Below are 15,135 nucleotides of genomic sequence, written 5' to 3' on the forward strand. Positions count from 1 at the left end.
CCTTCAAGGATCCCGCAAGTTTGGAAAGTCTGTCAGGCGGATGGTGAGGTTGCTGCCATCCGCAACCAGCTCTCCATCACGTCGTGATTGACCAGGCCAGCTTGCTGCTGCATGAGTTTGCCGTGGAGGAAGACGGCGAAGTTCGGAATGCCACGCACGTTGAAGCGGGCTGAGAGCTGCGGGTCGTGCTCCGTGTCGACCTTGAGGACGAGGGCTTTGCCTGCCATGTCGGCGGCGGTGCGGGCGACCTCGGGTGCGGCTGCGCGGCAGGGTCCGCACCAATCGGCCCAGAAGTCGACGAGGACGGGGACGCGGGCGCTCTGGATGATCTCGTCGAAGAGTGCGGTGTCGACCTGAAGGGGTTCGCTGAGCGCTGGCAAGGGATTCTTGCAGGCTCCGCATTTGCCGGTGTCGGCGAGATGAGTGGCGGTGACGCGGTTCTTTTGACCGCAGTTTTTACAGGTTCGGATGACGGGCATCGAGGCCTCCGGAGACAATCTTTCTACCCTAAGTTGGATGTAAATTGCATCCGGAAGGTGCAGACCGTCAGGCGCGGCGTCGGTAGCGGATGGCGAACTCGTAGGTGGGATTGGGCGGGAAGAGTTTAGCGACCAGGCGAAGCCGCTCAGCCAGAGGCTGGGGAGCCAGGAGAGGGTACTCGCGCTCGCGGAGTTCGGAGTAGTCGAAGTCTACAGAGAGGGAGAGAAGGTAGATCGCGACCGCGTCGGAGAAGGCGGACTCGATGTAGTTGGTCTTCGCTTTCTCGTCGATACGAGGTTTGGCGTCGACCGAGGCGGCAGGAAGCGAGAGGGCTCGGCTCTCCCAGGCGTCCTGGCTGGTCTCGCCGCGGACGTCAGCGACAGCCTGGGTCCAGACGGCTTCGGTGAAGGAGTCGGGAACGCCGACAGCGTCGACGAATGCGTGGCCGACGTTGATGAAGAACTCAAAGGCAAGGGCGAAGCGGTCTCCGAGGAGCCGTGTGGAGATGAAGATGCCTTCGCTGGAGCCGAGGTTGACGTTGCGATGGCAGATGGCGTGTTCGCTGAGGTCCGGCGTGTAGGCGGAGGAGATCATGACCTCGGACTTCGCATCCGCGACCGGATCTGGCTTCGTCTCGCTCATCGCCAGAGGCACAAAGTAGTACGCCTTGCGCGAGAGCGCGGCAGCGATGGTGGTTGGAACCGCCTGCACCATGCGGGCGAGGTCCGGCGCGGCGATATTGGTATCGCCGTAGGAGGCATAGTGGAGGCCGTTGGGGGCTTGCTGCAGGACGGTGTCGCGGGCCACCTGGGTCGCCTGGATGAGTCCGGTTTGAACGCTTTCGGCCATAAAGAAGTATTCTAACTGTATGGCAGAGGCTTCAGAGATCGAAACGCAGACCGGACCGCGAACGCTAGGCGGCGGGTACCTTTTTGGTGTTCCGGTGGGAGACCTGGGGTGGTTCGCGAGCCTGTTGATGAGCCTGGCGTCCGGGTTCGTGGCGTTCTTTATGGGCACGTTCCTGGGGATCGTCGGCATTCCTATCGTCAACAGCCTGACGCATAAGGGGATCGATCTCTCGTGGAGCTATAAGGGACCGGGCCTTTGCGCGGGAATCACAGTGCTGGCGGTGGCGCTGGCATATCTCGGAACGCTGTGGGCGAAACGGCATCTGCGGCGTAGTTAGTTAGTTCGGTCTCTGTCAGGTCTTCCTGGGTCTGCTATGCTTTTTTCTTCTGTTAAAAGCTAACTTTCTTGGAGGACCACCCCGCATGTCACTCGTACGTCGCGTTGTGCGCTGGAGCTGCCTTTCGGCTGCTGCTACCGGCCTTTCCGTTCCTTGTATCGCCGCACCTCCGGGCTCTCTGCCGTCCTACTACGCTGCGCAGCCGCCGGTGGAGAACGTCGATCTGACGATGTACTCGCGGATACGGGAAGAGGGCTTCAAGCACTCGCATGTGATGCAGTTCGCCGGAGCGCTGGCGGATGGGATCGGGCCGCGGCTGACGGGTTCGCCGAATATGGCGAAGGCGAATGCCTGGACGCGGGATACGCTGAAGACCATCGGGCTGGAGAACGCGCACCTGGAGGACTGGGGCGAGTTCGGGATGGGCTGGCAGCAGATCAACACATGGGTTCGGATGATCTCGCCCGATCCTGAGCCGCTGTGGGCGCAGGCTGCTCCCTGGTCGCCGGCGACGAAGGGCCCGGTCTCCGCTGAGGCGGTATTTGTGGATGCCCAGGAGATCAAGGACCTGGACAAGTACAAGGGCAAGCTGAGCGGCAAGATCGTGTTGCTGGGCGCTCTGCGGCCGACTCCGGATATCACGGAGCCACTGTTCCACCGCTACACCACCGAGGAACTGGCGGAGATGGAGACCTATCCCACGACGGTGGGACGCTCTGGCGCTCCCGATCCGCAGCGTGCGATGGCGGATCGCGCTCGGCTGGCCGCGTTGAAGGCCGCGGCGTTGAAGATGATGACCGAAGAAGGTGTGGCGGCGATTCTCACTCCTTCGCGAGACGGCGGTAATGGCGGCGGAACTGGCATCATCTTCGACGACAACGGCGCGAACCTGGTTCGCGGCGCGCAGGCGAAGGACAAGGCAGTGACGATCCCGAATGCGGTCATGATGACCGAGCACTACAACCGGCTGGCGCGACTGCTGCAGGCGAAGGTTCCGGTGACGCTGGAGCTGAACATCGAGACCAAGTTCACAGGCGACCATGAGCATGGCTTCAACACCGTCGCGGAGATTCCGGGCACCGATCCTAAGTTGAAGGATCAGGTGGTGATGGTCGGCGGGCATCTGGATAGCTGGATCTCTGGCACCGGAGCGACGGACAACGGCGCGGGATCAGTGGTGGCGATGGAGGCGGTTCGCATCCTGAAGGCCTTGGGCGTGAAGCCGAAGCGGACCATCCGGATCGCGCTGTGGTCCGGCGAGGAGCAGGGCCTGTACGGATCGGAGGGGTACGTGAAGCAGCACTTCGGTACCTTCGCGGAGCCGAAAGATGCGGACCCGAACGCGCCCACCTACCTTCGTCAGCGTGGAGCTTTGACGACGACCAAGGAGTGGGAGACGCTCGATGCCTACTACAACCTCGACAACGGCACAGGCAAGGTTCGCGGAGTGTACACGCAGGAGAACTATGCGATCGCTCCGATCTTCCGACAGTGGATCGCGCCGTTGAAGGATCTTGGCGTATCGACGATCAGCTACCGGAACACGGGCGGCACGGACCACCTGTCGTACGACGCGGTGGGTCTGCCGGGCTTCCAGTACATTCAGGACCCGATGGACTACGAGACGCGAACGCACCACTCGGATATGGATACCTACGACCGGCTGCATCCGCTGGATCTGGAGCAGGCTGCGGTGGTGGAGGCGATCTTCCTCTACAACACCAGCGAGCGCGAGGCGATGATGCCGCGCAAGCCGTTCCCGCATCCGGAGAACGAACGAAAGGCTATCGCGCCCATTCCGGGGATCTACCCGAATGAGGTCGGTGAACCAGATAAGTAGCCGCATAAGCAGTACAGATAAGTAGTTAGATAGGGGCGGCTCCTTAGCCGCCCCTACTTATTTAAGGCTAGGTATGTTCGCATTGTGCTGCTTTGTTTGGGGTTAGGTGGGTATCGAAGAACTGCTTTGTGGGTGCTGATCTCAGCGTGTTCGTTGGGGTTGGAGAGGGCGCGTGGAATAGACGGCGGCGGTATGGGTTAACCACTATGTACTCTCACGAAACATACATTGATGCATGTGTCTGTTCTGTTCGGCCGATGCGTTTCCTGGCAGCAACCATTTCCCAGAGGAGTTTCATGAGCCGTATCCTTGTTTGCGCAATTCCCGCCCTTGGGCATATCAATCCCATGCTCATGGCGGCGGAGTATCTGAGAGAGCGCGGACATCATGTGATCTTCAACACCTCGGAGGGGTGCCGTGAGCGGGTGCTGGCTTTGGGTCTGTCCTTTGAGCCACATCTGGATAACGCCAACTTCGATCACAATGACTGGAGCGAGAGCTTTCCAGAGTTAAAGAAGATAGAGCCGGGACCGGACCAGACGAACTTCTACATTAAGTACTTACTGGGCGACTCCATTCCGGCGCAGTACCGTTGCATTCGAAAGATTATCAAGAGTGAGAGTATCGACCTTGTCCTGACGGACATGTTGTTTATGGGGACGTTTCCGTTCCTACTGGGGCCAAGAGAGGCTCGTCCTCCGATGATCGCTTGTGGCGTGGTGGGATCGGCGTTGCGCGATGTGGCCTATTCGCCCTTTACGGGCCCGGATGCAACGAAGGAGGGCCGGAAGCAGATCGCCGAGGACAACCGGCTGTTCAACGAGGCGCTTCGACCGGGGAACAAGCATCTGGACAGGGTGATTGAGGGGCTGGGAGTTCCTAGTCCTGGAGAGATCTTCTACGACCGTCTGTACACGCTTCCGGATGTGTTCCTGCAGTTCAGCGCGGAGGACTTCGAGTATCCGATGGAGAACAAGCCGAAGAACTTTCACTTCGCCGGCCCGATCCTACCGAAGGAGACGGTGACGGAGCCTCCGGCATGGATGAAGAAGCTGGACCGTTCGCGTCCGGTGGTGTTCGTGACGCAAGGGACGCTTGCGAGCTGTGATGTAGATGAGTTGATCAACCCGGCTTTGAAGGCTCTGGCCGATGAAGACGTAGAGGTCGTGGTTACTTCGGGTGGAGGCGATGTGGAGCAGATTCTGCGCACGCCGAATGCGACCGTAGAGTCGTACATCCCTTATGGACCGATGCTGAAGAAGACAGATGTCTTCCTGACCAACGGCGGATTGGACGGCGTGCAGCAGGCGCTGAGCCTCGGAGTGCCGGTGATTGCAGGGGGAGACAAGGAGGACAGACCGAGGGTCTGTGCTCGCCTCGCGTGGACTGGCGCAGGGATCAATCTGAAGACAGGTTCACCTACGCCGGAGCAGATTCGAGCAGCGGTTCGGGAGATGCTGGGTGATCCGAGGTATCGCGAGCGAGCGAAGAAGATGAAGGAGAGTCTTTCGCGTTACGATGCGCTGAAGACCGTTGCGATGGCGGTCGAAGCAGCGATCGCAGAGGACGCTCCGCGAAAGGCACGAGTTCGGCCCTCGTCCAGGTAGGCCGCAAGCCACCCCTATCTTATAGCCTGGAATTGAAGGGCCGATAATTTCCGATTCAGCGGCGCCATGCGCTGATGAGGTGGCCGGCAGTGCCGCGAATGGCGAGGGGTGCCGTTCGTTTGGCTGAGGGTGAGTCGGCGTGGCGAGGGAAGTAGCGGGCGTTGATCTCCTGGCGGCCGAGGTCTTCGAGGTGGTGGAAGGCGTGGAGCTCGGCTGCGACCTCAGTGGGAGTGAAGAAGAGCTGTAAGGGCTCACCGGCGAGCTGGACGCGGGCGGCGAGGGAGTCGTGGGCCAGCTGCTCAAAGAATGGCAGGGCGTGGCGGGGAAGGCCGTAGTCGAAGACGACTCCGCTGCCCGGAGCGCATGAGGCGATGAAGGCCAGGGTGCTGCGGAAGGCGGGCAGGGTGAGGTAGGGGACGACTCCGAGCCAGGCGAAGAGGGTGGGAGCCTTGGAGTCGAAGCCAGCGGCGTGGAGTTGCTGCGGGAGGGACTGGGTCTCGAAGTCTACGGGTGCGTAAGTGAGGTTTTGCGGGATGGGGATGGAGGTCTGGTGGAGGAGGTCGCACTTCCATTGCTGGGTGGCGGGGTGGTCAACCTCAAAGACGTGCAGGTGAGGGTAGGGGTTGCGGTAGGCGAAGGTGTCCAGGCCTGCTCCGAGGAGGACGTACTGGGTGATGCCATTGGAGACCGCTGTGGCGAGGGTGTCTTCGGCGTAGCGGCTGCGGGCCACGAGGAAGGCGCGTAGAGCCACGGAGAAGGGCTTGTGGAGCTTGGTGGCGGTCTTGTGGAGCTCTTCGGTGTATTGCTCGAGGATGGGGACGGCGATGGGGTCGGGAAAGATGACTGGGGAGTCGTAGAGCTGGTGGGCGGCGCGGCGGAGAGCTACGCGGAGTGCGGTGCGGGATGGGCGGGATTCTTGCATGGGCTCAGACGGAAGGGCTGTAAGAGCGTGAGGCTTAACACCGATTTACACCGATGACACCGATTTGCTGATTGCCTTTTATTGATTGCCTGGGTTGGTGCTTGTTTCGGTGGGTTCGGTTTTGTTGGACATCCAGGTGAGAGCCTGGGCCAGGTAGAGCTTGAGTTCTTTGCGGGGGACGATGGCGTCGAGGAAGCCGTGCTCCAGGAGGAACTCGGAGCGCTGGAAGCCCTCGGGGAGCTTTTGGCGGATGGTCTGCTCGATGACGCGGGGGCCGGCGAAGCCGATGAGAGCGCCGGGTTCGGCGATGTTGAGGTCTCCGAGCATGGCGAAGCTGGCGGTGACGCCGCCGGTGGTGGGATCGGTCATGACGGAGATGTAGGGGATGCCGGCGTCGTCCAGGCGGCCCAGGCCAGCGGAGATCTTGGCGAGCTGCATGAGAGAGACGATGCCTTCCATCATGCGGGCTCCGCCAGAGGCCGCGATGATGATGAGCGGGTGGCCGGTGGCGAGGGAACGGTCGACGGCGCGGGCGATGGTCTCGCCGACGACGGCTCCCATGCTGCCGCCGATGAAAGCGTACTCCATGACGGAGAGGACCACGGGGATGGGCGCGAAGGGCGCGGGGCCGATGTGGCCGATGGCGTTGACGATGGCGTCGTTGAGTCCGGTCTTGCGCTGGGCCTCGAGGAGACGCTTGGAGTAGGGCTTGAGGTCGGTGAACTTCAGGGGGTCGGTGGAGCGGAGCTCGAGGTCCACGAGCTGGTAGCCGGGCTCGAGGAGGTTCTCGATACGGGAGCGGGCGTCGATGCGGAAGTGGTAGCCGCACTTGGGGCAGACCTGCTGGTTGGCTTCGATGTCGGCCTTGAAGACGATCTGTTTGCAGGATGGGCAGCGGACCCAAAGGCCCTCGGTGCGGACCGTCTTCTCGGGGTCGTTGACGATCTCGTTATCTTCGCGTTTGAACCAGGTCATGCTTTCGTTGCCCTTCCGGAGATGCCTTGACCATTGTAGCGGGGCGGGAGGGATTGAGGGTGTTTCGGAGCGGCGCCGAGGATTTTATTCCCGGCCTGCGGTGGAAGTTCGCGAGAAAGATGCGGGGCGAGAGAGGCCGCTATGGTGCTAAGGGCAAAGTTCTTCTGGCTCCGGAATAGATCGTTGCGTAGCTTGTTTTTCCACCCAAGCAATCGCTTCCGCGAGTGCTCATGCTGCAGATGCAGCAGAGGAGAAGTGCGTTATGTCAACTGTTCGACCTGCCTCCAGGGCGTCCGCGCCCTTTGATATCGATCATCCTAAACTCGGGCCACTTCGGGAGCTGCCAGGAAGCTGGATCGGCACCGGATTCAACCTGATTGCGCGCCCCGATTTCCAAAATCAAAAGCCGTTCTTTCTTGAGATCAACAGCACCATCGAGGATCTGCAGTTCACGATCATCGGTGGCGGTATTCCGAATCGTGGCTCCGAGCAGGGCGATATCAATGTGCATGGACTTCACTATCTGCAGAAGGTAGCTGATGGCCTGACGCATGGTGCGCTGCACATCGAGACCGGCGTATGGATTCATGTGCCGGAGACGACCGACCCGAAGGACCCTCCGACGGTGGTGCGTCAATCGACGATCCCGCACGGAAACTCGCTGCTGGCGCAGAGCACGTTTCTCAAGGAGGTCGATGGAGGTCCTGTGATCGATGCGGTCGATACCTTTCCCTTTACCGATGCGACGATTCCGGGCTTGAATACTCCGGCGCAGGACATCATCACCGATCCCGCGTATGTGGGGCCTTATCTTAACTCGGCTCTGCCGGAGACGGGTCTTCCGGCTGGCTTGAATGCGCAGGCGACGATCCGGAATCCGTCGCTGGCGCTGCTGGCGTCGATCAAGGATCAGAACATCACGCATACTACGGTGATCCAGATCTCCACGACCGCCGCTCAGGGATCGACGGGGATTCTGAATATTCCGTTCGTGGTTCGGAATGCCAATGCGCTGCAGATGGATGCCATCTTCTGGATTGAGACGGTACAGCCGACGGATGGAGCACCGTTCCTTCAGCTGCAGTATGTGCAACGGGTCATTCTGGATTTCCCGCCGAAGCCGGGTGCGCCGATTATTCACTGGCCGCATATTTCTGTGGCGACGCTGGTGAAACAGTAATCGCTCGTTTGTAGATCGCACTGGAGACGGCCACCTTTCGGGTGGCTGTCTCTTTTTGGCGCCGAGGCTGTTGCGAATCATAGAGTTACAGTGACGGCGCGGGTCGACGCGCCGCTTGCGCGAAGCAGGCATCCTATCTGAAGCATGTCTACGCGCCAAAATGCAGGAAGCAGTTCGTCGATGCCCGGGGATCCTTATGTAAGGAAGATTGCGTTGCTGTGCGATATGCACCAGGTGCCGTTTGGATCTCCGGCGAACCTCGCGGGATTCATGCGGGCGCTGGAGGAGAACAAGCACCTCGCGATGGACTTCTGGGCGATGGTGGCCAGGATGAGCGAGGAGGGTGGCGTGCCGGGTATGGCCTCCGGAGATGCGCGCATTCTCGAGGCGATTGTGCAAGGCGTGACCGGAGCGAGTGTCGCGGAGGCGAAGAGGGCTGGAGGAGAAGCGAATCGGCTGGTTACTGAGCTTGCCAGCATGCTTGCGGGGGAGGATGTTCATCGTCCGGTGGGTGTCGCTGAGGACCCAGCGAGTGATGAGGTGGATGCGTCTGTGAAGACGGAGCCGGTCGAGGATGTGGAGGCGTCTTCGTTGCCAGTGGCTCCTGCGGCTCTGCCGGTGGAAGCTCTGCCGATTCGTGACGAGCTTCCTTTGGTGCCTCTGCAGGCGCCGGAGCCGACGCCGCTTTTCGTACGGGGTGGGCAGCAGGAGAATCGGAGGATCGTACTGGTACCGGAGTCGGAGACCGTGCCGTCGCGTTCCGATGCAAAGGTTTCGTTCGATCCAGAGGATGACGAGTCCATCGTTGTTCCGTTGTCGGGCTATGCGGAGAGGAATCCTGAGCGGAAGAGGAATCGCTTCGTTCTGTTGGCGGTGCTGGTCGTCGTCGTTGGGGCTGGAGCTTTCTTTGCTGTAAGGTATGGGCCGGATCTGTGGCAGAGGTATGGTGAGCCCCTGCGGGAGAGATATGCTTCTGGGAATCGAGAAGGGAGTGAGAGCCCTGTTCGTTCTTCTCCTCCCGCTGCTTCTACTCCTTCTCCTGCCGTACCTATTCCGGCTCCGCTGAATGGTCAGGTGGGGGTAACAGCGACTGCGCCTACCCCACGAGGTTCTACGTCAGAGCCTCAGGCTCCGAGGGAGCAGAGAGCGCGACCGTCGAGCCTGTCGCCCGCTCCGATCGTAAGGCAGCAGGCGCTGAGTGTACCGGCGACGCCGGTAAGGCCGAGGCGGCGTGTGACAGAGGAGGACGACGAGGCTGTAGATCCGCGCGAGACGGAGGAATTTCTTCCCGTCGCTGTGAATCCGGCGACGATGGAGGCGAATCTCGTTTCGTCGCGGGTGCCTGCGTATCCGGAGGCTGCGAAGGCGCGTGGTGTGGAGGGGCAGGTGGTGATGCAGGCTATCATCTCGAAGAGTGGTGTGGTGGGGCATCTACGCGTGATCTCGGGGGATCCGGCGTTGCGGAGCGCGGCGACTGAGGCTGTCTCGACGTGGCGGTACCGGCCCTACCTGATGAATGGACAGCCGGTGGATGTGTCGACTTTAGTGTCTGTCGACTTCAGGTTGAACCGGTGATTCATCGGGAATAAATTTTGGATTCGATGCGGTCGACGGTTCGATTGATAGAGCTACATCCCGATGTTAGAGAGCTTCGCTAGGGTTGAATTTCCGCTCGTAAAATGTCGGGTATGGACTCGATTCAATTTACCCTTCCGCAGAGCCGCATCCCCGAAGCCTGGTACAACATTCTTCCCGATCTTCCGAAGCCGTTGTCTCCGACGCTGCACCCTGGAACACTGAAGCCGATTGGGCCGGAGGATCTGGCTCCGCTGTTTCCGATGAGCCTCATCCTGCAAGAGGTGAGCGCTGAACGGGAGATCGAGATTCCGGGCGAGGTGCGCCAGGTGTATGCGCGGTGGCGTCCTTCGCCGCTGTTTCGTGCGCGCCGTCTGGAGAGGGCGTTGGATACTCCGGCGCGGATCTATTACAAGTACGAGGGCGTGAGTCCTGCGGGATCGCATAAGCCGAATACCGCCGTTGCACAGGCTTACTACAACAAGAAGGAAGGCACGAAGCGACTTGTAACCGAGACAGGAGCAGGTCAGTGGGGCTCTTCGCTGGCGATGGCGTGCGCCTTCTTTGGGCTGGAGTGCAAGGTCTACATGGTGCGGGTAAGCTACGACCAGAAGCCGTACCGCCGCGGGCTGATGGAGACCTTTGGAGCTTCCGTCACGGCCAGCCCGAGCGATGAGACGGAGTCCGGCAGGGCGATCCTTGCGCAGAGCCCGCAGTCGAGTGGCTCGCTGGGGATTGCGATCTCAGAGGCTGTCGAAGTAGCCGCAAAGGATCCCGATACCAAGTACGCGCTGGGCAGCGTGCTGAATCATGTGCTGCTGCACCAGACGGTGATCGGGCTGGAGGCGATCGAGCAGATGGCCATGGCCGACGATGAGCCCGATGTGATCGTAGGCTGCACGGGAGGCGGCTCGAACTTTGCCGGGCTGGTGATGCCGTATCTTGGCCGCAAGATCAAAGGGCAGAGCCAGGCGCGGGTGATCGCGGTGGAGCCGGCTGCTTGTCCCAGTCTTACCAAGGGCAGGTTTACGTATGACTTTGGAGACACCGGCCACCTGACGCCGCTGGTGAAGATGCATACGCTGGGAAGCACGTTCATTCCGCCAGGAATTCATGCGGGTGGGCTGCGCTATCACGGCATGGCTCCGCTGGTCTCGCATGTGATGGACCTGGGATTGATTGAGGCGGAGTCCGTGCAGCAGTTGGATGCCTTCGCCGCAGGGATTCAGTTTGCGCGTGCTGAGGGGATCGTTCCTGCGCCGGAGGCCAATCATGCCGTCGCAGGAGCCATTCGTGAGGCCTTGCTGGCGAAGGAGGAGGGCAAAGCGCGGACGATTCTGTTTAACCTCTCCGGGCATGGGAACTTCGACATGCAGGCATACATCGACTATGAGGCCGGGAAGTTGAAGAACTACGACTATCCAGAGGACGAGATTGCGATGGCGTTGGCGGGCTTACCCTCTGTGGGGTAAGCTCCGCTGCCGATGAAGACTCTTCTAAGCCAACGTGAGTTGGAGGCTGGTTACGCTGGCTGGAGGGAAGGTGTGAGTGAGGCGGCCGCCGGTGGGTGAGGCGAGCCGGGCGGTTGCGGGCTTTACCGCGTTGGGATGGGCGAAGTCGTTGTGGTCGTGGATGTCGGGGCTGGCGAGGACGGTGCCGGTCGCGGATGCGATGCTGGCTCCACGGATGGCTACCTCGGTGGTGAGCGGGCGATCGAGATGGGGGTTGACCACGGTGAGGGTGAGGAGCTTAGGGTTGGTGGGGGAGATGGAGGCGCTGCCGCTGAGTCCGGCGAGAGTCTTCACTGCTTCGAGCGAGCCGGTATAGCTGTTGCCGCCGACGGGGATGGGGGCGTTGGCGAGAGGGTTGGAGATCGCGGGCGCGGTGAACTCGGCGCGGACGGCCTGGGCTCCGCGGTGCGGCAGATACATCTGGAAGACGTGGAAGGTGGGGGTGAGGGTGAACTTGTCCTCCTGCGCGAGCATGAGGGAGTGGATGCAGTTGATGGTCTGGGCGACGTTGGCGACGGCGACCTTGTCGGCGTGGCGCTGGAAGATGTCCAGGGTGATGCCGGTGAGGAGGGCGTCGCGCATGGTGGACTGTTGGGAGAGGTTGTACTGCGGGGCCAGCTCGGTGCCCTTGCCGTACCATGCGCCCCACTCGTCGACGACGAGCTTTACGGTCTGGTGGTCCAGAGTTTTGGAGGCGGTGCCCATGGCCTTCCAATGATCAGTGACGACCTTCTCCATGATGGAGCCACGGGTGAGCAGGTCGTAGTGATCGTCGGAGTTGAACTTGAGGGCGTCTCCGGCGGCGAACTTACTGGGGCTGCCGGAGGTGTAGTAGTGGATGGAGAGTCCCCAGAGGTGGCGGCGCTCGGGGTTCGCGTGCAGTGCCTGGAAGAGGCGTGTGGTCCAGTCGATGTCGTCTCCGTTGGGGCCTACGGCTACGAGACGGAGGGAGGTCTTGTCGTAGCTCGGAGTCCATGCGGTGAAGCGGCGGAACTCGGCGGCGTACTCCTCGGGGGTGAGGTTGCCGCCGCAGCCCCAGGACTCGTTGCCTACGCCCCAGAGATCGACGTTGAAGGGCTGGGCGTCGCCGTTGGCGGCTCGCTGTGCGGCGAAGGCGTTGGGCGCGGCAGGTGCGGCTGAGTTGGAGGGGACTGCGCCGGCGGGGGCGTTGCAGTACTCGACCTCCTGGTAGAAGTCGCGGGCGGGAAGGGTGCGGAGGTTGGCGGCGAGGTAGGGCTTGCTGCCGATGGCGCGGCAGGTGTGCATGAACTCGTGGAGACCGTACTGGTTGTTGTCCTGTTGGTTCCAGAAGGCGGAGCGGGCGGGACGCTTGTCGCGAGGGCCGATGCCGTCGCGCCAGTCGTAGGAGTCGGCGAAGCAACCGCCGGGCCAGCGGAGCAGCGGAGCCTGGATGGCGCGCATGGCTTCGATGAAGGCAGTGCGAATGCCGTTCTGATTTGGGATCTTGGATCTCTCGCCAACCCAGACTCCGTCGTAGATGACTCCGCCGAGATGCTCGATGAAGTGGCCGTAGATCTCAGGCGAGATGGTAGCGATGGGTTCTGCGGGAAGGATCTCGATGTGGGCGTCGGCGTGAGTGGCCTGGGCGAGGATGGGGTTGGTGCGGAGGGCGAGCGCGGAGGCGGCGAGGGTCGATGTCTTGAGGAAGGAGCGGCGCGACGATGCAGGCGAATCAAAGTTCATGGGGGAATGGTTCCTCATTCAAGGTTTGAGGAGAACGATATAGAGGATGTGGGCGGTGCGCAAGTTTGAGAAGGTGAGGGTGAGATGGCTGTATCGTTGCGAGAGAGATGTGGTGGGAGGATGAATGGCTTATATCTATATCGATAAGGTCTTTAATGAGTTGCGGGGGGAGTTGCTGTCGGCGATGCACTCGGCGGTGGAGCGCGAGGTGCGGAATGGACAAGTGGATGTGAACCGGCTGTTCCGGAGCTTCACGCGGGCGGCGGCGGGGAAGTGCGCGAGCCCGGTGCGGGTCTCGGATAAGTGCATCGGAGATGCAGGGTCGGTGACGCGGGCGTTTAAGGCCAAGGAGCGGCGGAGTGAGGATTAAGGAGCGGTGTCGAAGATCCCGACTGCGTCGTCCGGACCGCTGAGCTGCGTTCGGGGTTTCTTTTCCGGTGGGGTCCAGGAGACTTCGGCGACGGTGAGATGGATGGAATCGACGTCGCTGTCGGTGAGTGTGATGTCGGTGGTGGTGGTGCCGTATTTGTGGGTGATCTCCTGGTCCGGAATGTTGAGGCCCATGAAGTTGTTACCGGAGCCGGTGATCTTGGAGTCAGCGGCATCGTCTACCGTGATGGTATAGGCGCCGGGAGGAAGATATTCGTAGTGGAAGCTGCCGTCGTCACGGATGGCAGCTTTGAGGTGAAGCGCCGGGTTGCCCTTGCTGGTGAGAGAGACTTCGCCGGAGTTGAGAGTGTGGCCGTCGGTCTTTGCCGCGACGTAACCGATGATGTTGTGCAGCGATCGTGCAGGAATCGTGATGTCGATGCCGGCGTGTTCTTCGCCGGCGGCGAGTTTGAATGACTTCGCATCGCTGCGGCTGAAGGTGTTACCGCTGTAGACAGCGAGATCGATGCCGGAGCCTCCGTCGCCGATATTCGCTGCGCTGATGCCGATTGACGCGGTACGGAGGTTTGCGCGCAAGGTGTAATCGCCAGCGGGGAGACCGGCGATGCGATAGTGGCCGAGGTCGTCGGTCATGGGAAGTGGGATGCCTTTGCCTAAGGCGATCACCTGGGACAGGTTGGAGATGAGAACATCGGCGGGATCTTCCACGGACTTCGGGTGGATGACGGAGAGGATCCATCCGGCGGCGGGAGTGCCATCGTCGAAGACCACGCGACCACTCAAGGCGGCACCACGCTCGATGCGGAGATCGACACGCGCGGAGTCTGTTCCGCTGATGTTCACAGTGACGAGCCTGGCTGCGACGCGTGCGTGGACGGCGGGATCGGTGCTTTCGAGATCCTCAGCAGAAAACTCATCGAAGGGATCGACATAACCGTTGTAGACCGTGTGGAGATAGTAGGTGCCGGGCTTGATGCCGGCGAAGCTATAGTAGCCGTCGAGACCTACGGTAGAGGCACTCAGTAGATCGGTCGCCCGATTCATGTTGCGTGCGGCTGCGGAACGAATGCGCTGTTGCTCTTCGCTGGGCGGCTTGACCGGTTTCGCTTGCGGACCGTCTCCGGCGGTTGACTTATCTAGATCGTCGTTAAACCGCTTGAGGAAGTCTTCGCCACTGTGGTCGGGAGCTGTGGATTTGAGAAAGACCTTGGCGAAGCGGGCGGGGGTATTAGTGTCTGCGCAGATCACATGTCCGGTGATGGTGCTGCCGACGACGTATGGCGACTGTTGCGCGAAGGAGCGCACGGCCAGTTGAGAGAACATCGGCGGAAGGAGTAGAAGGTGTGCGTAGCGGTGCATACGTCATCCTTGATTCAGTCTTTGGAATCTGAAGCTCGAAGTTGCAGCTGCGAAGTAGAGGGTGTTGGGGGTAGACACTTGTCTGCTGGGGAAGTTGTGCATATGGGAGCAATAGAAAGCTATGCATTCCCTCACATCGTTCTTAGTCTCTAAGACAACGGGGGCCGCACCTGGAAAACTTCTCCTGTATGGGTGGATACGCTTCGCGCATCTTCGTGATGGTGTCACAACTCTCACGAGAATGGATGGGCGTTGTCGTCAGTCGGAATGATACGGACCATTTTGGGACAGTAGATGAGAACTTTGACGATGACACGCGTAAGCATCTTGTAGCCGATGGCTTCGCTGATATCGTGGAGGACACTAAGTTTAGTTGTTCACGGCGTGGAGCTACTTGCAGATTCGT

The 15,135-nt window shown here is 60.9% G+C and carries 13 protein-coding genes; 7 read left to right on the forward strand and 6 right to left on the reverse strand.

Going from position 1 to position 15,135, the window contains the following annotated elements:
- Positions 1–32: 32 nt before the first annotated feature.
- Together HB393_RS11165 and HB393_RS11170 are read right to left on the reverse strand one after the other, a co-directional pair.
- Positions 33–479 (reverse strand): thioredoxin domain-containing protein, encoded by a 447-nt coding sequence (locus HB393_RS11165; protein WP_213805251.1) that lies wholly within the window; start codon positions 477–479, stop codon positions 33–35.
- 67 nt (positions 480–546) lie between these two features.
- The gene (locus tag HB393_RS11170) at positions 547–1,329 is read right to left on the reverse strand and encodes a hypothetical protein (RefSeq protein WP_213805252.1); all 783 of its coding nucleotides are present in this window, start codon (positions 1,327–1,329) and stop codon (positions 547–549) included.
- Between the two features lie 19 nt (positions 1,330–1,348).
- Here HB393_RS11170 and HB393_RS11175 point away from each other — a divergent pair, with 19 nt between their 5' ends.
- The 3 genes from HB393_RS11175 to HB393_RS11185 all read left to right on the forward strand — a co-directional run bounded on the left by HB393_RS11175 (position 1,349) and on the right by HB393_RS11185 (position 5,113).
- Positions 1,349–1,666: a hypothetical protein gene (locus tag HB393_RS11175; protein ID WP_213805253.1), complete on the forward strand. Its 318-nt coding sequence runs from the start codon at positions 1,349–1,351 to the stop codon at positions 1,664–1,666.
- An 85-nt stretch (positions 1,667–1,751) separates the two neighbouring features.
- Positions 1,752–3,506 carry a M20/M25/M40 family metallo-hydrolase gene (locus HB393_RS11180; RefSeq protein ID WP_213805254.1) on the forward strand — a complete coding sequence of 585 codons (1,755 nt, stop codon included), beginning with the start codon at positions 1,752–1,754 and terminating at the stop codon, positions 3,504–3,506.
- 296 nt (positions 3,507–3,802) lie between these two features.
- Positions 3,803–5,113, forward strand: coding sequence for a nucleotide disphospho-sugar-binding domain-containing protein (locus tag HB393_RS11185; protein WP_213805255.1), 1,311 nt, complete (start codon positions 3,803–3,805; stop codon positions 5,111–5,113).
- Positions 5,114–5,168: 55 nt separating this feature from the next.
- Here the strand turns inward: HB393_RS11185 and HB393_RS11190 are convergent, their stop codons facing one another.
- Together HB393_RS11190 and accD are read right to left on the reverse strand one after the other, a co-directional pair.
- Positions 5,169–6,035, reverse strand: a complete 867-nt coding sequence (locus tag HB393_RS11190) for a class I SAM-dependent methyltransferase (RefSeq protein WP_213805256.1) — start codon at positions 6,033–6,035, stop codon at positions 5,169–5,171.
- A 78-nt stretch (positions 6,036–6,113) separates the two neighbouring features.
- Entirely contained in the window at positions 6,114–7,010 is an 897-nt protein-coding gene (gene accD, locus HB393_RS11195) for an acetyl-CoA carboxylase, carboxyltransferase subunit beta (RefSeq protein ID WP_213805257.1), read from the reverse strand.
- Between the two features lie 262 nt (positions 7,011–7,272).
- On the opposite strand from accD, the gene HB393_RS11200 reads away from it, so the two are divergent.
- The 3 genes from HB393_RS11200 (at position 7,273) to HB393_RS11210 (ending at position 11,237) form a co-directional block, all read left to right on the forward strand.
- Positions 7,273–8,190 (forward strand): heme-binding protein, encoded by a 918-nt coding sequence (locus HB393_RS11200; protein WP_213805258.1) that lies wholly within the window; start codon positions 7,273–7,275, stop codon positions 8,188–8,190.
- Positions 8,191–8,370: 180 nt separating this feature from the next.
- Positions 8,371–9,765 (forward strand): energy transducer TonB, encoded by a 1,395-nt coding sequence (locus tag HB393_RS11205; protein WP_213805259.1) that lies wholly within the window; start codon positions 8,371–8,373, stop codon positions 9,763–9,765.
- Between the two features lie 113 nt (positions 9,766–9,878).
- Entirely contained in the window at positions 9,879–11,237 is a 1,359-nt protein-coding gene (locus tag HB393_RS11210; RefSeq protein ID WP_213805260.1) for a TrpB-like pyridoxal phosphate-dependent enzyme, read from the forward strand.
- Between the two features lie 24 nt (positions 11,238–11,261).
- Here the strand turns inward: HB393_RS11210 and HB393_RS11215 are convergent, their stop codons facing one another.
- Complete coding sequence (locus HB393_RS11215) at positions 11,262–12,980, reverse strand: alpha-L-arabinofuranosidase C-terminal domain-containing protein (RefSeq protein ID WP_255550989.1); 1,719 nt, start codon at positions 12,978–12,980, stop codon at positions 11,262–11,264.
- Positions 12,981–13,104: 124 nt separating this feature from the next.
- Between HB393_RS11215 and HB393_RS11220 the strand changes: the two genes are divergently transcribed.
- The gene (locus HB393_RS11220) at positions 13,105–13,350 is read left to right on the forward strand and encodes a hypothetical protein (RefSeq protein WP_213805262.1); all 246 of its coding nucleotides are present in this window, start codon (positions 13,105–13,107) and stop codon (positions 13,348–13,350) included.
- Here the strand turns inward: HB393_RS11220 and HB393_RS11225 are convergent.
- Entirely contained in the window at positions 13,347–14,729 is a 1,383-nt protein-coding gene (locus HB393_RS11225) for a carboxypeptidase-like regulatory domain-containing protein (protein WP_213805263.1), read from the reverse strand. The genes HB393_RS11220 and HB393_RS11225 overlap by 4 nt on opposite strands.
- Positions 14,730–15,135: the final 406 nt, after the last annotated feature.

It is taken from the genome of Granulicella sp. dw_53, assembly GCF_018449545.1.
Taxonomy (GTDB): domain Bacteria; phylum Acidobacteriota; class Terriglobia; order Terriglobales; family Acidobacteriaceae; genus Edaphobacter.